This window comes from Enterococcus salsurae, from assembly GCF_054784955.1.
Genome location: NZ_BAAHWY010000005.1, coordinates 34,771 through 57,735 on the forward strand (window position 1 = coordinate 34,771; position 22,965 = coordinate 57,735).

General features: G+C 43.7%; 16 protein-coding genes. 9 read left to right on the forward strand and 7 right to left on the reverse strand.

From position 1 onward, the window contains the following. Nucleotides 1-7: 7 nt before the first annotated feature. Complete coding sequence (locus ACYVRS_RS12365) at nucleotides 8-1,078, reverse strand: RnfABCDGE type electron transport complex subunit D (protein ID WP_461203452.1); 1,071 nt, start codon at nucleotides 1,076-1,078, stop codon at nucleotides 8-10. Next, nucleotides 1,071-2,408 carry an electron transport complex subunit RsxC gene (gene rsxC / locus ACYVRS_RS12370; protein WP_461203453.1) on the reverse strand — a complete coding sequence of 446 codons (1,338 nt, stop codon included), beginning with the start codon at nucleotides 2,406-2,408 and terminating at the stop codon, nucleotides 1,071-1,073. Before rsxC ends, ACYVRS_RS12365 begins: the two co-directional genes overlap by 8 nt. 180 nt (nucleotides 2,409-2,588) lie before the next feature. On the opposite strand from rsxC, the gene ACYVRS_RS12375 reads away from it, so the two are divergent. Beyond that, nucleotides 2,589-4,523 carry a heavy metal translocating P-type ATPase gene (locus ACYVRS_RS12375; protein WP_461203454.1) on the forward strand — a complete coding sequence of 645 codons (1,935 nt, stop codon included), beginning with the start codon at nucleotides 2,589-2,591 and terminating at the stop codon, nucleotides 4,521-4,523. Nucleotides 4,524-4,586: 63 nt separating this feature from the next. Here the strand turns inward: ACYVRS_RS12375 and ACYVRS_RS12380 are convergent, their stop codons facing one another. Together ACYVRS_RS12380 and ACYVRS_RS12385 are read right to left on the reverse strand one after the other, a co-directional pair. Continuing rightward, the gene (locus ACYVRS_RS12380) at nucleotides 4,587-5,030 is read right to left on the reverse strand and encodes a hypothetical protein (RefSeq protein ID WP_461203455.1); all 444 of its coding nucleotides are present in this window, start codon (nucleotides 5,028-5,030) and stop codon (nucleotides 4,587-4,589) included. Nucleotides 5,031-5,149: 119 nt separating this feature from the next. After that, a complete protein-coding gene (locus ACYVRS_RS12385; protein WP_054114585.1) occupies nucleotides 5,150-5,677 on the reverse strand; it encodes an HdeD family acid-resistance protein in 528 nt (175 codons plus the stop codon). 134 nt (nucleotides 5,678-5,811) lie between these two features. Between ACYVRS_RS12385 and ACYVRS_RS12390 the strand changes: the two genes are divergently transcribed. Further along, nucleotides 5,812-6,306 (forward strand): hypothetical protein, encoded by a 495-nt coding sequence (locus tag ACYVRS_RS12390; protein ID WP_312497483.1) that lies wholly within the window; start codon nucleotides 5,812-5,814, stop codon nucleotides 6,304-6,306. A gap of 65 nt (nucleotides 6,307-6,371) precedes the next feature. On the opposite strand, the gene ACYVRS_RS12395 is transcribed toward ACYVRS_RS12390, so the two are convergent. Both ACYVRS_RS12395 and ACYVRS_RS12400 read right to left on the reverse strand, forming a co-directional pair. Continuing rightward, on the reverse strand, nucleotides 6,372-6,968 hold the full coding sequence (locus tag ACYVRS_RS12395; protein WP_312541125.1) for a nitroreductase family protein: 597 nt from the start codon (nucleotides 6,966-6,968) through the stop codon (nucleotides 6,372-6,374). A 114-nt stretch (nucleotides 6,969-7,082) separates the two neighbouring features. Beyond that, nucleotides 7,083-8,534 (reverse strand): NAD-dependent succinate-semialdehyde dehydrogenase, encoded by a 1,452-nt coding sequence (locus ACYVRS_RS12400; RefSeq protein WP_312497485.1) that lies wholly within the window; start codon nucleotides 8,532-8,534, stop codon nucleotides 7,083-7,085. 219 nt (nucleotides 8,535-8,753) lie between these two features. Between ACYVRS_RS12400 and lepB the strand changes: the two genes are divergently transcribed. The 6 genes from lepB to pheT all read left to right on the forward strand — a co-directional run bounded on the left by lepB (nucleotide 8,754) and on the right by pheT (nucleotide 20,841). Further along, on the forward strand, nucleotides 8,754-9,293 hold the full coding sequence (gene lepB / locus ACYVRS_RS12405; protein ID WP_313537799.1) for a signal peptidase I: 540 nt from the start codon (nucleotides 8,754-8,756) through the stop codon (nucleotides 9,291-9,293). A gap of 74 nt (nucleotides 9,294-9,367) precedes the next feature. Next, a complete protein-coding gene (locus ACYVRS_RS12410) occupies nucleotides 9,368-12,970 on the forward strand; it encodes a PD-(D/E)XK nuclease family protein (protein ID WP_461203456.1) in 3,603 nt (1,200 codons plus the stop codon). Further along, entirely contained in the window at nucleotides 12,963-16,643 is a 3,681-nt protein-coding gene (gene addA, locus ACYVRS_RS12415) for a helicase-exonuclease AddAB subunit AddA (RefSeq protein ID WP_461203457.1), read from the forward strand. Before ACYVRS_RS12410 ends, addA begins: the two co-directional genes overlap by 8 nt. Nucleotides 16,644-16,707: 64 nt before the next feature. Further along, the gene (locus ACYVRS_RS12420; RefSeq protein WP_054114592.1) at nucleotides 16,708-17,028 is read left to right on the forward strand and encodes a winged helix-turn-helix transcriptional regulator; all 321 of its coding nucleotides are present in this window, start codon (nucleotides 16,708-16,710) and stop codon (nucleotides 17,026-17,028) included. Between the two features lie 347 nt (nucleotides 17,029-17,375). Then, complete coding sequence (gene pheS, locus ACYVRS_RS12425) at nucleotides 17,376-18,419, forward strand: phenylalanine--tRNA ligase subunit alpha (protein WP_461203458.1); 1,044 nt, start codon at nucleotides 17,376-17,378, stop codon at nucleotides 18,417-18,419. Nucleotides 18,420-18,423: 4 nt separating this feature from the next. Continuing rightward, nucleotides 18,424-20,841: a phenylalanine--tRNA ligase subunit beta gene (pheT, locus tag ACYVRS_RS12430; RefSeq protein WP_461203459.1), complete on the forward strand. Its 2,418-nt coding sequence runs from the start codon at nucleotides 18,424-18,426 to the stop codon at nucleotides 20,839-20,841. A 94-nt stretch (nucleotides 20,842-20,935) separates the two neighbouring features. Here pheT and trpS read toward each other — a convergent pair whose 3' ends face one another. Further along, on the reverse strand, nucleotides 20,936-21,943 hold the full coding sequence (gene trpS, locus ACYVRS_RS12435; RefSeq protein WP_461203460.1) for a tryptophan--tRNA ligase: 1,008 nt from the start codon (nucleotides 21,941-21,943) through the stop codon (nucleotides 20,936-20,938). A 269-nt stretch (nucleotides 21,944-22,212) separates the two neighbouring features. On the opposite strand from trpS, the gene ACYVRS_RS12440 reads away from it, so the two are divergent. Continuing rightward, nucleotides 22,213-22,950: an amino acid ABC transporter ATP-binding protein gene (locus ACYVRS_RS12440; RefSeq protein ID WP_054114596.1), complete on the forward strand. Its 738-nt coding sequence runs from the start codon at nucleotides 22,213-22,215 to the stop codon at nucleotides 22,948-22,950. Nucleotides 22,951-22,965 lie beyond the last annotated feature (15 nt).

Sequence of the window (22,965 nt, forward strand, 5' to 3'; positions counted from 1 at the left end):
CAGTTGATCAACGCATGATTTTAAGATTGAAAGGGGTGGGTTTTCCTTCACCCAAGATTCTTAGACGCAAGAAACGATCGATCAATGGTGTAAAGCAATTCATGATCAAAATGGCATAACTCATTCCCTCATTGGTGAACCCATAAAAGCGGAAAAGAACGACAAGCAAGCCAACACCCAATGCAAATAAATTTTCACCGGCTTTCGTCCCAGGCGTAGATGCATAATCTGTGGCCATATAAATAGCCCCCAGCATCGCACCGCCACTGATGATATGGCCAATCACATGCTGCCATGTACCTGTGAATAATCCTTCAGGTCCTAAGATAAACGCAAAAACACCGATCGTTGCAAATATGATCAGGGGAATACGAGGAGAAATGATTTTACGCCAAACCAGAAAAATGCCACCCAGTAGCAGCAATAGCGCACTGGTTTCACCCACACGCCCACCAGTAAATCCCAAAAAGGCATCCCAAAGTTCTTGATTGGATAATGTATCACCGGCTTTCATCACAGCAAGCGGTGTTGCCCCTGAAACCACATCATTGGCCGTGGCTTGCGAGACGACGTCAGGACTGATACTGCCAAAAGGCGGATCGGGCCAACTGATCAGAAACATCTGATTGTAAAATAAACCAATCAATAAAGCCCGGCCCCCCAACGCTGGATTAAGAAAATTATAACCGATGCCGCCAAAGAATTCTTTGACGATGATCACCGCAAAAGCGACACCGATCACTGGGAAATACCAAGGCGCAGAGGGGGGAAGATTCATTGTCAATAATAAGGCAGTAATCACAATACTCAAATCAAATCGAATCGGGCGTTTGACTAAGAAAGACCAGCCAATGTCGGCAGCGAAAGCCGTCGCAAGCCCAATCAAAAATAAGCCATAGACCTTAAAACCGAAAAGGTAGCCTGAAAACAAAACTGCTGGTAGCAAAGCCAGAATCACTGCACCCATGATCTTTACCGTTTCGTTGTTGTCGCGAATATGTGGGTTAGGCGGTGTTTCTTGATTCTTTCGTTGTTGAAAGATTTTTTCACTCGCTGAATCTTGATAGTAATCAGGCACTTTCTTTCGCCTCCTCTTGCAGCTGCGCAACTTTGCTTTTTGCAGCTGTGATATTGGCGGCTAAAGACCGTTTCGCAGGGCAGACAAAGGTGCAAGCACCGCAATTGATACAAGCCTCTGCCAATAGATCTTCACATTTTTGATAATCACCTGCACGATAATATTGATCGATTTCCATCGGCATCAAACGCATGGGACAAGCTTCGACACATTTGTTGCAGCGAATACATGGATTTTCTTTATAGAGCCAATCAGTTTCTTCATTAAAGACGATCACACCGTTACTGCCTTTGGTGACGGGGACTTTCAATGTATTGACGGCCTTGCCCATCATTGGTCCGCCAAGAATCAATTTGCTGGGGGCACCTTGAAATCCACCGGCAAAATCGATCAATTCTCCTGCTAACGTACCTAAAGGATTTTTGACAATACAAGGATTTTGCACATCACCTGTGACAGTCGTGTACCGTTCGATCAAAGGTTTATTGAAGCAAACAGCATCAGCCAATGCAAAACTGGTGGCAACGTTGATCAAAACAATGCCAATATCAGCGGTTAATCCGCCGAGGGGCACTTCTTGATCGGTCAATAACTCTACTAACTGCTTTTCACCACCGGTTGGATAAACAGTTGGGACAGTAACGACTTCGATGGTGTCATCGTCTGCACTCGCAGCGGTCATCGCTTTGATTGCTTGCGGCTTATCATCTTCGATCCCAATCAAAATCTTCGGGTCGGCCAATAATTTTTGGGCAATTTTGGCGCCAGTGATGATTTGCTGGGCTTCTTTTTGCATCAAAAAGGCGTCGCTGCGTAAAAAGGGCTCGCATTCTGAGCCGTTCAAAATCAATGTATGGATTTTTTTCGTATCATCTACACTGAATTTGACATGGGTAGGGAACGTGGCGCCGCCTTTGCCAGCGATGCCCCCTGCTTGAATCTTAGCCAAAATCTCTTTATTTGATGCCTCAGACCAATCAAAAGCCGAGGGTAAAAAATCATTGCTGAATTTGAAATCATTCTCAATGATGATCGTAGTGCCTTCACCATTGTTCTGATTTGGCCAGTCTACGATATCCACGATCGTTCCAGATACTGAGGCATGGACTTTTGCGGAAACAAACGCATCTGCTTCGGCAATGACTTGTCCTTGTTTGACGTAATCGCCAACTGACACTAAAGGCTCGACAGGTGCGCCGATATGTTGCGCTAATGGGATAAAAACCATGGTTGGCGAGAAACATAAGAGGTCATCTTGTTCGATCATCAATTTTTCTTTTAGCATTTTCAAGGGGGGACTCAGAGAGATACCGCCAGTAAATGTCCGCATACAAAACACTCCTTTCATTATCTACTTATAAGTGTATCATGCTCTGGACCGACACAAAAATTTAAACCCTTACAAAAGCAAAAAAAGAATATTTTTTTATTTGACATATGATTATATGTTCATATATAATGATATATGTAAATATGTTCATGTATTCATGTGAAGGATGGAGGGATTCAAATGGCAGAACATACGTGTCAAAAAGGACATACCCATAGCGAAACGCATAGCCATGACCACGACGACCACGCACATGGTCATTTATCGCGTATCTGGTTTATGATTGGCTTCTTGCTTTTTATCACAGCGCTCTTTGTTCCTAGTGACAACTTAAAGACAATTTTATATTTAGCAACGATCATCTTAGCAGGTTATCATGTGATTGCAGAAGGAATCGTCGATACCGTGACGCAATCCAAAATCAATCAGCGGCTGACACCAAATGTGCACTTATTGATGACCGCAGCCACTGTTGGCTCAGTGATCATCGGAAATTACAGCGAAGGGGCCTTATTGATCCTGATTTTTGCCGGCGCCCATTTTCTGGAAGAGTATGCAGAAGGGCAGAGTCGACGTGAGATCACCAATCTCTTGAAAATCAATCCGACAGAAGCGCGGTTGATCGATGCTGCAGGAACCGTCACAAAAATTGCAGCGGATCAAATCAAGAAAGGTGATCATCTGAAAGTCTTGCCAGGCGATCAAGTTGCTGCTGATGGGATCATCATCACGGGCGCAAGTGATATCAATGAATCTTCCATAAATGGGGAAAGCATCCCACGAGAAAAATCAGTGGGAGATGAAGTCTTCGGCAGTACCTTGAATGGTTCAGGCAATTTCACGATGGAAGTAACAAAAGACAGTGCAGACTCAGTGTTTGCCAAAATCATTGCCGTAGCCACAGCAGCTCAGACCAATCAATCACCAACTGAAACAAGGATCAAGAAAATCGAACCGATCTATGTCGAAACAGTCTTCGTGTTGGTACCTTTGTTTTTTGTACTGGCGCATTTCTTACTCGGTTGGGATTGGTCAACTAGTTTTTATCGCAGTATGGTCATGATGATCGCGGCATCACCTTGTGCTTTAGCAGCCAGTGCAGTGCCTGTCAGTCTTTCGGCATTGTCCAACTTGGCTAAGCGGGGTGTTTTATTCAAAGGGAGTACCTATTTGACGCAATTGGCGCAAATCAATGCCATTGCTTTTGATAAAACCGGAACATTAACGGAAGGGAAACCTAGTGTAACTGATGTTGTCTATCATGATCATGCCGATCGAATGATGATCGATACAGTGATTACAGCAATGGAAAAACAAGCCAATCATCCTTTAGCGGAAGCAATCATTGCCCATTTCGATCGAGAAGACCTGCCAGAAGAAACCATAGCGGTCACCAATCAGGCAGGCAGCGGTCTGATTGCCAGAAAAGCTGACAAAACCTATCGATTGGGAAAAGTGAGCGATACACTGGCAATGGCTCAACCACTGCAAAAAGCTGTCGCTGAAATGGAAGCAGAAGGCAAGACAATCGTTTTGTTCTCGATCAATCAGTCGGTGGAGGCTGTGATTGGCTTGATGGATCAACCAAATCCTAAAGCAGCTGCGATGATTAAACGAATGATGCAGCAAGGGATCCATACAGTGATGATCACTGGAGATCGGCAAGCAGCCGGAGAAAGTGTCGGTCGTTTGTTAGACATGGATCAAACGATTGCCAACGTCATGCCTGCGGACAAAGCGGAAATTTTACAAGGCGTGCAGCAAACATATGGTGTCACCGCAATGGTCGGTGATGGCATCAATGATGCACCCGCACTCGTACAAGCTGACATCGGTTTTGCGATGGGGGAAGGATCAGATGCAGCCATCGAAGTTGCAGATGCAGTCATTATGAAAAATGACCTGTACCGTGTTGATTATGCGTATCGGGTTGCCAAAAAGACAGACAAAGTGATTTGGCAAAATATCTATTTTTCCATGCTGGTCGTGGCTTTGCTCGTCCTATTGAATCTATTTGGAAAGATGAATATCGGCTTAGGTGTGATTGCGCATGAAGGCAGTACACTGCTGGTCTTGCTGAATGGTCTGCGATTATTAAGAAAACTGCCAGAGTAAACAAAAAACCGCTGCTAGACGCCTTATCAAAAGGCAGCTAGCAGCGGTTTTTTTATGTCTGATTCAAAGACTGAATTGGCTATCTGTTGGAAATTGGAAAGAATTGATTTTTTCTAAACGCTTTTCAATGCGCCGAAGAATACCTTCAACTGATTCCAATTGATTGATTGCCTGAAACGCTTTGAGGAGTAACGCTTTTTCTTTTGCAGATTCTTGTTCTAAGCGGTAGATATTCGCCAAACGTTCCACATATTCATAATGGGTATAGTTGGTTTTATTGATCAAAAAATACAGCAAATCTTTGGCTTTTGGATAGTCTTCTTGCAAATAAAAACTGATGGCCTCACGGTATAACTTGATATCCAATTCTTCGATGCGATCAGTGTCAGCGTGCAATGCCCGCCATTCATTGATCGAAATTTTCCGCATCACTTTACCTGTGGGATCTGTCAAAAAGATCACTGGTACGTCATTGGGATGTTTTGCTTCTGGGTTGATTTTTTGCATGTCGCACCTCCTACAGTCATTTAGCCTTGATTCTGATACTTTACCTTATTGTAAAAGGTCAAAGCCCAAAAGTCTACATGAAGGTGTCAGAAAACTTTGATTTTTAGCACATTCTCATTTTAGGCATTTTTCCGCTGAAAATGGTTGATGGCATCCGATAGGCCCATAAACAAAAGAATCCCACCAAATATTTGAAAGAAGAACAATACTGTTGAAAATGGATTGAACACCAAAATGATCCCAGCTGCGATAATCAGAAAACTAACGATCAGGCCGATCAGATAAGGTGCACCGCTGCGTTTTTGGCTAAAGTTGGCCATTAAGCGGGTACAGCCGCTAATCGTGATCAAGATCCCTAGGAAGAAAGGGATGATCGACAGCAATCCACTGGCAAAGACCAAAATCGCTGCGGCAGAAATCAACAATAAAATACCAGAAATGAATTGGACATTGCGGTAGCCTTTTTTCTGGTCTTGATAGTTGGTATATAGACTAATGATACCCAAACAAGCGATATAGCCTGCTACTAGGTAAACGATCGTATCGAATACGGTACGCGGCGCGATGAGAATGATCAATCCAAAAATGATATAGACGATGGCTCTAATCAAATCATAGCGATACAATTTATCAAAAAATGCATTCATAGTTGTTACCTCCTTTTTTCCTATTGTACCGAATTATCCAAAAATTGGGTACTATAAAACATAGCCGATGATTTATTCCTTTCAGGAATCCTAAATCTTTGATAGAATAAGAAAAAAGCTGAACGGAGAAACATATGACAGGTTTAACACTATTAATGGGTCTATTTACGATCGTGCTTTTTCTATTTTTGCTGCTGCTGCGGCGGGAAATTGTGATGATAGCTGCAGAACGAACAGGGGTGAGGATCGCGATTGTGCTTTTTTCACTGCTGGTCATCGTGTCGATGCTATTGATTGATGATACCTTAGATCATCGTCTGCGCGGGATGATATCCGGCTTTATTTTTCTTAGCTTTGCATTAGACAGCAAAGGATTGGCCAATGATCGGATCGTTATACACCCCATGAATATCAAAGGAATTGCGTATCCAGACATTGATCGGATCGTCTTGTATCAAGAAAAAGAAGGAGACCCGATCAAAATGAATTATTTTCGGCGGGGTATCCGCGGGCCATTGTTGAAATTCAAGCAGCCAATGGCGGAAATCGTCGTTTTCTTGAGTGAGCATCTAAAAGAAGGCACACCCATCGATATTTTAGTTGATCACGATGATCGATCTCAGCCATAACAGATAGAACCTATAAGCAAACAAAAAGACACCGCCGTTTTGAACGGCGGTGTTTTTTTACTTATTTATTTAATGACTAAAAATCGTTCATCATCACTTAGAAATTCTTTTTCATTGGCTTCACTTTCTTTTGAGCCAAAGACCAATTGTGCCCGTAATTGCCAGTTTTCAGGAATCGACCATTCGTTTGCCACTGCTTCATCAATCACTGGATTGTAATGCTGCAAGTTGGCACCAAGGCCAGCTTCTTCTAAAGCCACCCATGTATTTGATTGGGCAATACCATTAGACTGCTCTGCCCAAACAGGGAAGTTGTCTGCATAAAGGGCAAATTGCTCTTGCAGATTTTTGACTGTATCCGTATGGATGAAGAACAATACGGTACCGAAACCAGCTTTGAAACCGGCTAATTTTTGTTTGGTCGCATCAAAAGCTTCAGGCGGCGTTAATGGCTCAAGGGCTGCTTCTGTTAATGACCATAATTTCTCATGGGCTTCACCAAATAAGATCACGGCACGAGGAGATTGCGCATTAAATGCAGTCGGGCTGTTTTTGACTGCTTCTTTGATGATTGCTTCAATTTCAGATTCGGATAATGTAACGTTTTTGCCTAATCCATAAATTGAACGGCGTTTTTTGATTGTATCTAAGAATGTTGTCATCTTGTAACCACCTTTTTATAATATAGCTGTAGTATACATGCTTACTTAATGTTAGTAAATAAAAGTGCTTAGAAAAAGTCCAGCTATATGCTGGACTCCTAGATAAAGCTAAAGCTATTGTGCATCAATAGCGATAAATTTGACCGTCACATATTCCTCAGGGCCATATTTGCCATTCTCGCGCCCGAAACCTGAATGTTTGACACCGCCAAAAGGTGCTGCCGGGTTGGAGATGGCGATATCATTGACACCTACCATGCCGTACTGCAATTTTTGTGCAGTCGTCGAGATCGTCTGTAAATTGGTGGAAAAGAAATAAGAAGCCAGACCAAAGACAGTATCGTTTGCTGCATCGATCACTGCGTCACGGTCGTTGAAAGCAATCAATGGGATGACTGGGCCAAATGTTTCTTCATAATAAATGTCCATGTCTGTGGTGATACCATCGATCACAGTAGGTTCAAAGAAGTTTCCTTTGCCATAATCACCCTCTGTTAATTTGTGTCCGCCGTATAAAATGGTGGCGCCTTTATTGGTCGCATCAGCCAATTGATCGACGACTTTGTCCACGCCAGATTGGTTGATCAATGGGCCCACAGTTGGGTCATCCGTGCCTAGTCCAACTGTCACATCTTTCATTTTTTCAAGTAGACGTTCTGTGAAAGCTTCTTTGATTGATTCTTCCACAAAGATGCGATTAGGAGAGGTACAAACCTGTCCATTATTTCTGAACTTAGCAGCAATCAATTTTTCAACTGCCAAGGAGAGATCGGCATCGCTGAAAACAATAAAAGGGGCGTGACCACCTAGTTCCAATGATACTTTCTTCAAAGTAGGCGCTGCTTGTTCATAGAGTTTCATGCCAACTTCTGTTGAACCGGTAAAGGTGATTTTTTTGACGGTCTCATTTTCTGTCAACTCTTTGCCGATATCTGAGGAAGCGCCCAAAAGAATATTGACAACCCCATCAGGTAATCCAGCGCGTTGGAAAATATCGCCTAACGCTAAAGCCGATAGCGGTGTTTCTTTTGATGGTTTCATCACCAACGTACAACCAACGGCAATCGCCGGAGCAATCTTGCGGGCGATCATATTAGAAGGGAAGTTCCAAGGCGTAATGGCACCTACGACACCGATCGCCTCCTTGCGCACCAGCCAGTGGTTCGTCTCAGGCGCTGGAATCACTTCCCCATAGACGCGCTGTGCTTCAGCCGCATTCCATCGGAAGTTATCGACATTTGATTGAATCTCAGCAGCAGCTTCTTTGACAGGTTTGCCTTGCTCTAAACTCATGATCAACGCCAGACGGTCACTTTCTTCAGCCATCAAATCAGCGATTTTGTTCATATGGTCAGCGCGTTCTTTTGGCGATAAGCGAGACCATGTGGTAAAGGCCTTTGCTGCGGCATCGATTGCCTCTTTGGTTTCTTTGGTACTGCCTTGACTGACTTTGACCAGTTCTTCGTTGGTTGCGGGATCCAGCACAGCCACCGCTTCTTGACTGCCATCGACCCATTTGCCATCAATCAATAATTTTGTCGGTACTTCTGGTAATTGTCTGTTCATATTGGCACTTCCTTTCAATGTATCGTTCTATTCAAACCGTAGCATGGATCCGTCTATCTGACAATTCATATGCAAGATGGCCTAGTCAAGTTTTTTTAAAGAAAGTCTTCCTTTGACTTACCTTTGTGCTGATTTATGTTAAAATAAAAAAATAAGAATGTTTGTTCGATTTCACATCGAATCATCAAATGAGTCAACAGGTAAGGATGCGTAAATGATATGAAAGAATTACTGAAAACATTAGGATTTATCGCGATTTTCGCACTGTTTCTTTTTTTGTTGCGACAGTACGTGTTTACGCCTGTGATCGTGAAAGGCGATTCAATGGATCCCACGTTGCATGATGGGGAGCGGGTGATCGCCCTCAAGCAAACGGAGATCGAGCGTTTTGATATTATTACGTTTATTGCGCCGGATGACACAGGCAGAAATTACATCAAACGCGTCATTGGATTGCCTGGCGATCAAGTCGTTTATCAAAATGATACTTTATACATCAATGGAACCGCCTATGATGAACCTTATTTGGAAGCCTACAAAGCGACGCTAGATGATGGATTTCCATTAACGGATGACTTTGATATGTCATTATTCAATGAAACAGAAGTACCAGAAGGAAAACTGCTGGTCTTAGGCGATAATCGACGCATCTCGAAAGACAGTCGTCAGTTGGGATTGATCGATGAAACCGCCGTATTAGGGGACGTGGCTTTTGTCTTTTGGCCATTAGCTGATTTTGGGCGACTAGAAAATGATTAGGATACACAGCCTTTATTTTGTGGTAGTCAAACAACGCCACGCAATAGGGCAGTCTTGCAAGGAAGGAGCCAATTATGAGTCTACGATTTATCATCGGCGACGGACGCAGTGACCACGAACAGGGGATACAGACTGCGGCTGAAGAATGGCTGCAACAAGCGCAGCACGAAGTGTTTTTTTTGGTACCAAACTATAATAAATTTGAACGAGAGAGAGAAATATTGCAAGGACTAAAGGCAGGTCGTTCGGGGGATTTTGCTTCGATACGCGGACAAGTCTATAGTTTTCATCGTTTGGCGTGGTACTATTTGCAACAAACCGGTTTATTGTCACAGGGCACACTTTCGGAGAATGGCGCCACAATGATCATGCGAAAACTACTGCTGGAAATGGCAGATGAACTGGTATTGTATCGCGGAGAAATCAACAAGAGCGGTTTTATTCAACAATTGCTGGCATTCTATCAGGAAATGCATACCAGCCAACTGGGTGTCGAGGAATTATTGGCAGGGGGCAGCATCATTGAAAGCAAGACAGATGCCAACCGCAAATTCACTGAATTAGCGGCGATTTTTCAACGGTTTGAAGCAGAATTACTGGCGCGAGACCTTCAGGTCGATCAGCCAATCACCTTATTGACGCAGTATTTGACAGAGGATGAAGAGGACTTTTCCAGTCAAAGCACAACAACCGACAATGATCGCCTCCGCTTGAAAAGACCTGACTTATCAAACACGTTATTTGTAGTCAACGGTTTTTCAAGTTTTTCTACACAAGAACAGCAATTGCTCAATGTATTGATGCAAAAAGGTCATGTGGTGATCGATCTATTGTTGGATCGGCCATACACCAATGAACTGCCATCGCCATTAGATTTATTTTATGAAGCAGGCCGCAGTTATTATCAGTTTTATCAGTACGCCAAAGAAAAGCGGTTCAAAGTATATCTTGATCAAAAATTGCCTCCAGTGACGAGCCAATCAGCACAACAAAGGGCTTATTTTGAATTAGAAACTTTTTGGCGAGAAACCCAATCGCAAGGGCAGTATCAGCAACAGACATCCCTCGCTCCGCATGTATCCTTATGGAAGTTGGGGAACCCGGAAGAAGAAGTGCGGCAGATCGCGGCTGAGATCCGCCGTTTGATGAGTGAAGCGACGGATCCAGCGGGTTTGCGCTATCGTGATATCCAGCTGCTGGTGGCAGAACCGGAGGTCTATCACCCATATATGCCCAAAATATTCAGCGAATATGAGATTCCTTTTTATATTGATGAAGAGCAAATGATGGCGCAACATCCGCTAGTGGAGTTCTTGCATGCTTTTTTTGCTTGCAGACAATATGGCTTTCGTTTGCGGGATGTCTTTCGGCTGTTGCGGACTGAATTATATTTGCCTCGCGCTTTTCAGGAAGAAGCCGATTGGCTAGCCGCACGAGATCGTTTTCGGCAATTGACAGATATCACTGAAAATCAAGCATTAGCACATGATTTTCAAGGTGCCGTATGGACCAAAGCAGAAGATTGGACTTTAGCAGCTTACACGACCGACGAGCAAGAACAAACAGAAATCTCTGCGTTGACAGCAGCCACCAATGAGTTGCGCCGCGCTTTTCGTGCAGACATTGCAGAAACTTTACAAGCACTAACGGCCGTCCAAACCAATCAAGAAGCAGTGCAACTGGTGTATTTATTCTTGATCCAGTCAGGTGTCGAAGCACAACTGCGGCATTGGCGTGATCAAGCGATCGACCAGGGGAAATTAGACCAAGCCCGCAATCATGAACAGGCTTGGCAAGCCTTGATGGATCTTTTAGATGAATATATTGCTGTCTATGGCGAAGATGATTTTGACCTAGATGTATTTCAAGACATCGTCATGACTGGTCTAGAAGCAGTGACCTTTGGCAAAATCCCAACAGCGATCGACCAAGTCAATATCAACCGTCATGACCTTGCCCGACCACGACAAGCGAAGATCACATTTGCTTTAGGCTTAAATGAAAGTGTGCTACCTAGAAAAGTCGAGAACCGTACGTTACTGACCAATGAAGAGCGGCAACAATTTAATCAGCATTTTGCTGGCGCAAAATATTTGCGTGATACGATCATCGAAGGCAGCGTCAAGGAGCCCTATTTGTTTTATGGGATCCTGCTGTCAGCAACGGATCATTTATATCTATCTTATGCATGCAACTTTGATACCCAGCAAAATATCAAACCATCACCTTATCTAGAACGGATCACGCAGCGAACATCCAGTCGCTTTGTCGACCGTGGTTTCTTATCCTTGACGAGCCCGGCGGCCTATTATGTTGGAACCTATCGCAGTTTGATTTATCAAATCAACAACCTAAGTCAGCAAGCTAGAAAAAATGACAGCCACTTGCCACCAGTTTGGCAAACGTTGAAGCAGCGATTATTGACTACTCAGTGGAGCGGATTGGCCCATAAAGTCTTTGAAAGCCAAACCCATCAAAATATTCCTGTGCCACTGTCACAAGAACAAGCCGCTGCATTGTACGGCCCGTCGATCTACAGCTCGATTTCTCAGATGGAAACATTCTACCAATGTGAATACAAATATTTCGTCAGTTACGGTTTGCGCCTGAAGGAAAGAGATATCTACGGACTAAGTCCAGCCATGACAGGCGAGTTTTTCCACGATGCCTTAGACCGATTTGTCAAAGTGCTGATTACAGAAAACATCGCGTTGACTCAGTTGACAGCTGAGCAAAAGACGCAGTTTGTTGAAGCTGTTTTACAACAAATATTTGGGGAAAGCCGCTATCGCTTACTGACGAGTTCAGCGCGCATGAACTTTATTCGATACCAACTGGGCAAAACAATTCAACGGGTGGCCTGGGCATTGATGCGACAAGGTCAGAAAATGCATTTTTCACCTGAAAAGACAGAAGTCTTGTTTGGTCAAATCGCTGGCTCAAATGGCATCAACGGCATCGAATTGCCACTAAGTTCAGGAGGGAAACTCCATGTACGCGGCAAAATCGATCGCGTGGATACCGCCAAAAGTGAAGAAGAACAGTGGATTTCTGTCGTTGATTACAAATCCAGCAGCCGTGAATTTGATTTGTCAGAAGCGTATTATGGCTTGGCGATGCAGTTGATCACGTATTTAGATGTCGCTTTGACAGATGCCGTCCAATTGGTTGGCTCGCCAGATGTGCATCCTGCTGGGGCTTATTATCTGCACGTCCATGATCCCTTATTGGATGGCCAATCGGCGGATGAAGAGGAACGGTTGAAACGATTCAAGTATGATGGTTTATTCATTGATGAGCCAAAAGTCTTTCCTTTACTGGATCAAGAGGTAGATACAAGCAAGAATTCATTGATCTTTCCGATTCGCAAAGACAAGAATGATGCCTACCAGAAAACCGCCCAAGCCAAAGATAAGTTTTACACCGAAGAGGAACTGGATTTGCTGCGGGGGCATAATCGCAAAAACATGCAACAGAGTGCGGAGAAATTGCTCAGTGGTGATATCGCATTGAATCCTTCTTACAAAATCAAAGATAAGAAGCGGGCATGTGCATTTTGCCCTTTCCGCAGTATTTGTGAATTTGATGTATTATTGAAAGAAAATGATTATCATAGATTAGAAAATCTTTCAAAAGAAGAAATCATACAACGTTTAAGGGAGGAAGAACATGAGTAAGATCCCTTTAAAACCGCAAAATGAAGCATTTACGGATACCCAATGGCAAGCGATTTTTGACCATGGGGATAATTTATTGGTGTCTGCATCTGCTGGCTCTGGCAAAACCACTGTTTTGGTCCGTCGGGTGATCGAAAAATTGAAAGCCGGAACCACCGTGGACGCGTTGCTGATCGTGACCTTTACCGAAGCTGCCGCCAGAGAAATGAAGGAACGGATCGAACAAGCCTTGCATGAAGCTATCAATCAAGAAAGTGATGAGGTCAGGCGACAGCACTTTGTTCGTCAATTGCAGTTGCTGCCAGCAGCCAATATCTCTACACTGCATGCTTTTTGTTTGACCGTGATCCGCCGTTTTTATTATTTGATCGATCTTGATCCGAATTTTCGGATGCTGACGGATGAAACAGAAACGCTATTGCTGAAAGAAGAGATTTGGACCCAACTGCGGGATCAACAGTATGAAGCCAATGATGAAGCCTTTTTCCGCCTGACAGAAAACTTTGCCAGTGATCGTTCTGATGAAGGTGTCGGGGATTTGATCATGTCTTTATATGACTTTGCCCGCGCAAATCCAGATCCGATCCATTGGTTGAATCATTTGGCAGATCAATATACAGTCGAAGGCACATTTGCAGATCAACCGCTCTATCGATCCCATATCAAACCTATGCTGCAGGAAACCTTGCAGACTGCCCATTCTTTAGTCACTGCGGCCAAAGACCTAGCCGATCCCTCAGCAGAAATGGAAAAAGCCGCGCTTGTTTTGCAGCAGGATCTCACATTGGTGGAGCAGCTGCAAGGGTTGATCCAACAAGATCAGGTGGATGTTTTTTATGACAACATCCAAAAACCAAATTATGCACGTTATCCGGCCTACCGCAAAGCGGAGCAAAAAGAGTTGTCGCAAGAAATCAAACCATTGCGAGATGAGGCCAAAAAAATGGTCGAGCAGTTAAAAGCTTATTTTCCCTATCCGCCAGCTGAGATGATCGATTTATTAAGGAAATCAGCGCCGATCGTGGATAAAATGGCTGAAATGACTGCGGCTTTTATGGGCGCATTTCAAGACCGCAAATTGGCAACTGGACGTTTAGATTTTAATGATCTTGAGCATTTTACCTTGCAGATCTTGCGAGGGGATGGCGGGGGCAGTGAAGCGGCGGCCTATTATCGCGACCGCTTTGCTGAAGTATTAGTGGATGAATATCAAGATGTCAATCGCTTGCAGGAAGCCTTGCTTTATTGGGTGCGTCAAGTCGATAACAATCCAGGCAATATGTTTATGGTCGGAGATGTCAAACAATCCATCTATTCATTTCGTTTGGCAGATCCAACGCTCTTTATCGAAAAATATGTGGATTTTGAAACGGAAAATGGCGGTCGCAGGATCGTCTTAGCCGAAAACTTCCGGTCGCGTTCTGATGTGCTGGATTTTACCAATTTGGTCTTTCAACAGCTGATGGATGAACGGGTTGGCCAAATCCCATATGATGATGCGGCTGCCTTGGTGACAGGTTTTCCCAATTTCCCTGAAAGCGATGCGTATCAGACAGAAATTTTGCTTTATGAGAAAGAGCAAGGTGAATCAGAACAAGTCATCGATGACAAAACAGAAGGTGAACTGCATATTACCGCCTTAAAGATTCGGGCGTTGATCGATGAGCAGTTTATGATCTACGACAAAAAAACCAAAGAGAATCGGCCAATCACTTATCGGGATATCGTCTTGTTGACACCGACGCGCAAAAATAATCTCGTGATCTTGGATGTCTTCAAAAAATTCGGCTTGCCATTGGCTGTCAATGACGCCCAAAATTATTTCCAAGCAACGGAGATCCAAACAATCGTCTCGCTGCTGCAGATCATTGACAATCCTTATCAAGATATTCCGTTGGTGGCTGTTTTGCGCTCGCCGATCGTCGGCTTGACGGAAGACCAATTGGCTGAGATCCGTATGGCGGATCGGGTGGGGGACTACTACGATGCCTTGCAAACCTATCACGAGGTGCATCAGCAAGAAACACACCAATTGTCTCAAACCGTCCATCAGTTTTTGACCGCTTTAGCCCATTGGCGAGAAGACGCACGCCGCAGCACGATCCCAGATTTATTGTGGCGGATCTATGAGGAAACAGCCTACTTAGATTATGTGGTGGGGCTGCCAGCAGGACAACAGCGCTATGCCAACCTAGTGGCATTGATCCACCGTGCTGAAAAGTATGAGAAGAGCAGTTTCCGCGGCCTTTACCAATTTATCCGATTTGTCGAGAAGATGCAGGAAAAAAACAAGGATCTAGCAGAACCACTGGCCACCCCCGTAGAAAATGCAGTACGGGTCATGACCGTCCATGCGAGTAAGGGCTTAGAATTTCCTGTAGTCTTCTTGTTAGACACCACAAAATTTTTCAACTATCAAGATTTTCAAAAGCGATACATCTTCGAAGAAGGTTTAGGCGCTGGGATCCAATATATAGATGCGGCTGAAAATATCAAGTATGAAACGCTGCCGTTTCAAGCAATCAAGCAAGTCCGATTGAAAAAGGCGTTATCTGAAGAAATGCGGAAACTATATGTTGCCTTGACTAGAGCGGAACAAAAACTCTTTTTGGTAGGATCCTACAAAAATCAGGAAGATGGTTTCAAAGCCTGGCAAGCAGGGTTGACCCAAAAAGACCTCGTGCTTGATCCGGCGTTGCGGTTGGTCGCGCGGGGAAACCTGATGGATTGGATCGGTCGAACCTTGATGCGTCACCCAGATATGGAAACAGTTTATTCTGAAGCGCTAGACCGTAAGCGAACGATCCAGCATCCAGCACATTTCTCGATCACCTGGTGGAACCAAGCGGCACTTGCTCAAGAAATAATCCTTGAAGAAGTCACAGAAGAGGCTGTGGTTGATGATCCAGCTTCTGTTGATATTGCCGATATGACTCAACGCTTGAGCTATCAATACACATATCCCAAGGCAACAGATACCACCAGCTATCAATCTGTCTCAGAATTAAAACGGCTGTACAATGATCCAGATGATCAACAAACGACGTTACTGGCCTGGCAAAGCGCCACAGAAAAGACACAGCAACAGCACCGGTATGTTCAAGAGGCATTGGCAAAACCTAAATTCATGCAAACTGTTGCATCAGACGCAGCTGCGATTGGCACGGCCACCCATACTGTACTGCAAATGCTGCCATTGGGTGAACAACCTACAACTGCGTCGTTGACCGCACATATCGATCGCTTAGTTGAAAAACGATTTTTTTCTGAAGAAATCGCCAAACAAATTGACCGCGACAGTATTTTATGGTTTTATCATACTGAGCTAGGAAAAAAAGTGGTTCAATTTTCAGATAGCGTCAAAAGAGAACAACCCTTTTCGATGTTAAAAGAAGCGGATACGATATTTGAAGGATTTGACGAACCCGACGCGCAACTCTTGATCCATGGGATCATTGATGGGTATATCGAATTGCCAGACGAGATCATCTTATATGACTTTAAAACAGATGATACCTTTGGTAACGAGGAACGGATGATCAAAAAAATGAAAGATCGCTATTACGGCCAATTGAAACTCTATGGCCAAGCGCTTGAAAAAGCTTTAGATAAGCCGGTTCGCCATATGTACCTAGTCTTGCTGCACGCACAACAGGTGCTTGACTTTTCGTAAGAGAAGCCGGGTTTCTTACAATTCGTAAGCAATATGCTATAATAGCCACAAGAGGTGATGGAGAATGATAAAAGTAGAAACAGAGTACGCCCTTTGCCCTAAATTTGAGAAAGCATTTTCGATTTTGGGGAAAAAGTGGAATGGCTTGATCATTGATGTCCTTCTGGAAGATGGCAAACAAAGATTTGTTGACTTAGCCAATAAAATCCCTCAAGTTAGTGATCGTGTCTTGGTTGAACGATTGAAAGAATTAGAGCGGGAAGATATTGTCTGTAAAGAAAGCAATCTTTACTGCTTGACACCACGAGGGGTCGCATTAGAAAATAGTATGATGAGCGTGAAGCGATGGGCAGAAAATTGGGTCACAGAAGAAGAATGCAGTTGATTTATGTTTGGTTTTTAGGTAAACTAGCATTAAATGAATAGTTGAAAAAGCGATGATAGAAGCTAGTAATTTGGCTGGATCAGTCAAGGGAGATATGCCATAGACTGCAAGCATATCCTGTATCCACTAAATGAATTTCACTTCTGGAGCTTACTGATTCGTCAGTCGGCAGTATTCTTGTCGTTAAATGAAGTGAGTGCGCAGTATATTGCTGCGAATGAGGATGGTAACACGAAGACGTCGTTCCTTTTAGAGGACACGTCTTTTTTTTGTTGCCAAAAAAACACAAGCACATGTCATGGATAAGAAACAGACCAGCACTATTTATATTTAGAAGGAGGAAACTTATGTCTTTACAAGAGAAATTAGAAGCTTTGAAAGAATCTACGCTTCTTAAAATCAATGAAAGCACGACGATCAAAGACCTGAATCAGATCAGAGTCGATGTTCTAGGGAAAAAAGGCCCCATCACTGAGGTGTTGCGGGGGATGAAAGATCTGTCTGCCGAAGAACGACCAAAGGTAGGGAGTTATGCCAATGAGATCCGCGATCGCTTAACAGAAGCTGTCGAGGCAGCAAAAGTCCAATTGGAAGCCGCAGCTCTTGAAAAAGCGTTGGCAGAAGAAGCGATTGATGTGACATTGCCAGGGAAGAACATGCCGCAAGGCACCCGCCATGTCTTGACACAAATCATGGAAGAAATCGAAGATATCTTCGTGGGCATGGGCTATCAAGTCGTTGAAGGGTATGAAGTCGAAAAAGACCATTATAATTTTGAACGCATGAATTTGCCGAAAGATCACCCAGCACGGGATATGCAAGATACCTTCTATATCTCTGATGAAATTTTGATTCGAACCCATACTTCACCTGTGCAAGCGCGCACCATGGAAACCCATGATTTCAGCAAAGGCCCATTACGCATGATCTCGCCAGGAAAAGTCTTCCGTCGGGACACGGATGATGCGACACACAGTCATCAATTCCACCAAATCGAAGGATTGGTGATCGATAAAGATGTGACCATGGGTGACCTAAAAGGGACATTGGAAGTTATGATGCAAAAGATGTTCGGTGAAGACCGAAAAATCCGTTTGCGGCCTAGTTATTTCCCTTTTACTGAACCTTCCGTAGAAGTCGATGTCAGTTGCTTCAAATGCGGCGGTGCCGGTTGTAATGTCTGCAAACACACAGGCTGGATCGAGATCTTAGGTGCAGGCATGGTTCATCCAAATGTCCTAGAAATGTCAGGGATCGATGCCAATGTCTATTCAGGCTTTGCCTTCGGGTTGGGACCAGACCGCGTGGCGATGTTACGTTACGGTGTCAACGACATTCGTCAATTTTATACCAATGATCTTCGTTTTATCAGTCAGTTCAAGGGGGAATAAATAAATGTTAGTATCGTATAAATGGTTAAATGAATACCTTGACCTGTCAGCTATCACGCCAAAAGAATTGGCAGACAAAATGTCAGTGACAGGCATCGAAGTTGAAGGAATCGACGTGCCAGAAGAAGGGTTAAAGAAAATCGTCGTTGGGGAAGTCACAGCCTGTGAACCTCATCCAGACTCTGATCACTTATCGATCTGCCAAGTCGATATCGGTGAAGAAATCACCCAGATCGTTTGCGGTGCACCAAATGTCAAAAGCGGCATCAAAGTGATCGTTGCTTTGCCAGGTTCTCGCATCACCGGCAATGTCAAAATCAAAAAAGGCAAAATGCGTGGGCAAGTTTCCAATGGCATGATCTGTTCTTTACAAGAATTAGGCTATGGAGACAGTGTCATACCGAAAGAATATGCAGAAGGCATTTATTATTTGCCAGCGGATGCTGAAGTTGGTAAACCAGTGTTCCCATATTTGGCTATGGATGACCATCTGATTGAATTATCTATTACCCCAAATCGGGCAGATGCCTTGAGTATGCGTGGCGTTGCCTATGAAGTTGGGGCAATCTATCGTCAAACGCCAAACTTCCCACCATTTGAACTACATGAAGTTGAAACCGCAGCTGCCTCAAAAATCAACGTGACAGTCGAGGACCAAGCAGATACACCAGCCTATCAAATTCGCATCATTGAAGACGTGACCATCGCGCCAAGTCCGCAATGGCTGCAAAATCGTTTGATGAATGAAGGTATTCGACCCATCAATAATGTCGTGGATGTAACCAACTATATCCTGTTGTTATTCGGTCAACCGCTCCATGCCTTTGATTACCAAAAATTGAATACTCAAGAGATTTTGGTTCGCCGTGGGAAAGATGCAGAAACATTGGTGACCCTTGACGGAGAATCACGAACAGTCTCTGGGGATGATATCGTGATCACCAATGGACAAGTTCCTGTTGCTTTAGCAGGTGTGATGGGTGGATTAGACTCAGAAATCACCGCGACAACTACCACAGTAGCCTTAGAAGCTGCTTTATTCGATCCATTAGCGATTCGTTTGACATCCAAAAAATTCAATTTGCGCAGTGAGTCATCTGCTCGCTTTGAAAAAGGCATCAACCAAGCAACGGTTGCAGCCGCATGTGATGCCGCTGCTGTTATGATTGCTGAATTGTCCGGTGGACAGGTGCTGAAAGGGGCTGTAGAAGGTGCGACAGTCGATGTTGCGCCTGTATCTGTGGCAATCACCTTGGATCGCATCAATCGCTATTTAGGCACGAAGATCGATCAAGCTGAAGTGGAAGAAATTTTCGCGGCGTTAGGTTTTACTGCGACATTAGACAATGAAACGTACCATGTATCTGTACCGCCACGCCGCTGGGATATTAGCATTGAGGCAGATATCATTGAAGAAGTGGCGCGGATCTATGGCTATGACCGCTTGCCTTCAACACTACCTTCAGGCGAAACAGTCGCCGGCCGTTTGACCCATGAACAAATGTTGACCCGCAAAGTACGCACGATCCTTGAAGGCAATGGTGTCAGTGAAGCAATCAGCTACGCATTGACAACAGAAGACAAAGCGCAACAATTCACCTTTACGTCAAGTCAAGTCACACGTTTGGATTGGCCGATGACAGAAGACCGGGCAGTCTTGCGTCTAAACTTGATTGCCGGTTTGCTAGATGACCTCGCTTATAATTTAGCCCGTAAAAACAGCAATGTGGCTTTATATGAAATTGGCCGCGTCTTTAAACAAGCAGGGGATAGCAAAAAAGAATTGCCAACAGAAGTCAATCATGTCAGCATCGCCGTAACGGGCAATGTCCATAACAAAGATTGGCAATCACAAGCCCAAAAAGTTGATTTTTATCATGTCAAAGGCATTTTAGAAAATCTATTTGATCAATTGGGATTGACTAAGCGCATCACCTATATCCAAACAAATCAGTTGCAAGAGATGCATCCTGGCCGCACGGCTATGATCCAATTGGATCAGCAAGTCATCGGTTTTGTCGGACAAGTACACCCGACAGTGGCTAAAGCCTATGACGTGACCGAAACGTATGTTGCTGAACTGGATCTAGATCAACTGCTTCAAGATACATCCGCACAAACGGTGTATCAAACCGTATCGAAATATCCAGCAGTCAATCGCGACATCGCTTTGTTGCTGAGTGAAACAACGACCAACCAAACCGTGAATACTGTGATTGTCGAATCAGCAGGACGATTCTTGAAAGATGTCCGTCTGTTCGATGTGTATCAAGGCAAGAATATCGAATCAGGCAAAAAATCATTGGCCTATAGTTTGACATTTGCCAATCCAGAAGCGACATTGACTGATGAAGAAATCAATCAGGCAATGGCCAAAATCACGAAAAATCTAGAAGAAAAATTACAAGCTGAAGTACGGTAAGCAATAGAACGAGCCAAGCAGAAAAAATCACACACGGAAAATATCCGTTGTGTGATTTTTTTGTCATGTTTTTGTTTCATGTGATGCGGTTTAATTAAGCAAAATAGTTGATACCCATTGCTTTTTTGACCTCAGATAGGGTTTGAGCTGCCACTTTTTCGGCTTGCTGGCTGCCTTTTTTCAAAAGATCCATCACTGCTCCAGGATCTTTTGCGAAATCTTCGCGACGTGCACGAATCGGTGCGAATTCTGCTTCAAGAACATCGATCAAATAGCGTTTGATTTTGACATCCCCCAAGCCGCCTTGTCGATATTGATCTTTCAAGTCTGCAATTTTTTCTTTCTCCGTGCCAAAGACGTCAAGATACGTAAAGACCATATTGCCTTCCACTTGTCCTGGATCATTGACATGAATATGATTGGGGTCCGTATACATACTCATGACTTTCTTTTGCAATACGTCAGCAGGATCAGCCAAGTAGATGCCATTGTTCAATGATTTGCTCATCTTGCCATTGCCATCGATTCCAGCTAACCGGCCCATACCTTTAGGGGGCAAGACTGCTTTGGGTTCTACTAGCACTTCTTGATAGGTACTATTAAAACTGTGGACGATTTCTTGCGCTTGTTCCAGCATAGGCTTTTGGTCTTCACCCACCGGGACAAGATTGGCTTTGAAAGCCGTTATATCAGCTGCCTGAGAAACTGGATAAATAAAAAATCCGCTAGGGACACCTTCGCCAAATTTCTTTTGCTCGATTTCAGCTTTGACCGTTGGATTGCGTCGAACCCGTGCCACACTGACCAAATTGAGATAGTACATCGTTAATTCAGATAATTGAGGAATTTGCGATTGAATAAATAAAGTTGTTTTCGCAGGATCGATTCCTACAGCCAAGTAATCTAGCGCAACTTCCAAAATATTTGCGGAAACTTTCTCCGGTGTTTTGGCATTGTCCGTCAATGCTTGCATATCCGCAACCATGACGAAGAGTTGATTGTCTGGGTCTGCTTGCATTTCCACCCGTTTTTTGAGAGAGCCCACGTAATGACCAAGATGTAATTTCCCGGTTGGGCGATCGCCTGTTAAAATTGTATTCACATGTCATCCACCTTTACGATACGTATATTGTTTATCTTACCTTTTTTTGGCAAAAGAAACAACTCGTTCCCCAAGGAGGAAGAAAATTTTCCATAAAAATTTTCATGGACAAAAACCTGACATATCAGTAAAATAACTAAGGTAGTTTCATTAATAAAGGAAGGATAAACGAAAAGCGCCTTTACAAAACAAAAAAGTTTAGGCTATAATATGAATCAAATCTTACCAATTACTCATGTAATTTTAAATAAAGCTAGGAGTGTGAAGCAATGGCAATGATCGAATTTAAAAATGTAGAAAAGTATTATGGCAAATTCCATGCATTAAAGAACATTAACCTTGAATTTGAAAAAGGTGAAGTTGTTGTTGTGATTGGCCCATCTGGATCCGGAAAAAGCACCATGCTTCGTACCATCAATGGATTAGAAACGATTTCGGGTGGACAATTATTGGTCAATAACAAAAATTTATTTGATAAAGATGTCAAGCTGACGGATGTCAGAAAAAACATTGGCATGGTTTTTCAACATTTCAATCTATATCCAAATAAAACCGTGTTAGAAAATATTACGTTGGCGCCGATCAAAGTATTAAAAAAGAATGAGCAAGAAGCGATCAATTTAGCAGAAAAATTGTTGGATCGTGTAGGCATGTTAGATAAAAAGGATTCTTATCCATCGATGCTATCAGGCGGGCAGCAGCAGCGGGTAGCTATCGCACGGGGATTGGCGATGACACCAGAGATGTTGCTGTTTGATGAACCAACATCAGCCCTCGATCCTGAAATGATCGGTGATGTCCTAGATGTTATGAAAAAAATCGCTAGTGAAGGCATGTCTATGATCGTGGTTACCCACGAAATGAGTTTTGCACGGGAAGTCGCTGATCGGATCGTCTTCATGGCGGAAGGGCAAGTATTAGAAGACCGCCGCGATGTCGATGGCTTTTTTGATGCCCCTCGTGACGTCCGGGCGCAGCAATTCTTAAGTAAAGTAACCAATCACTAATTCGAGGAGGAACTA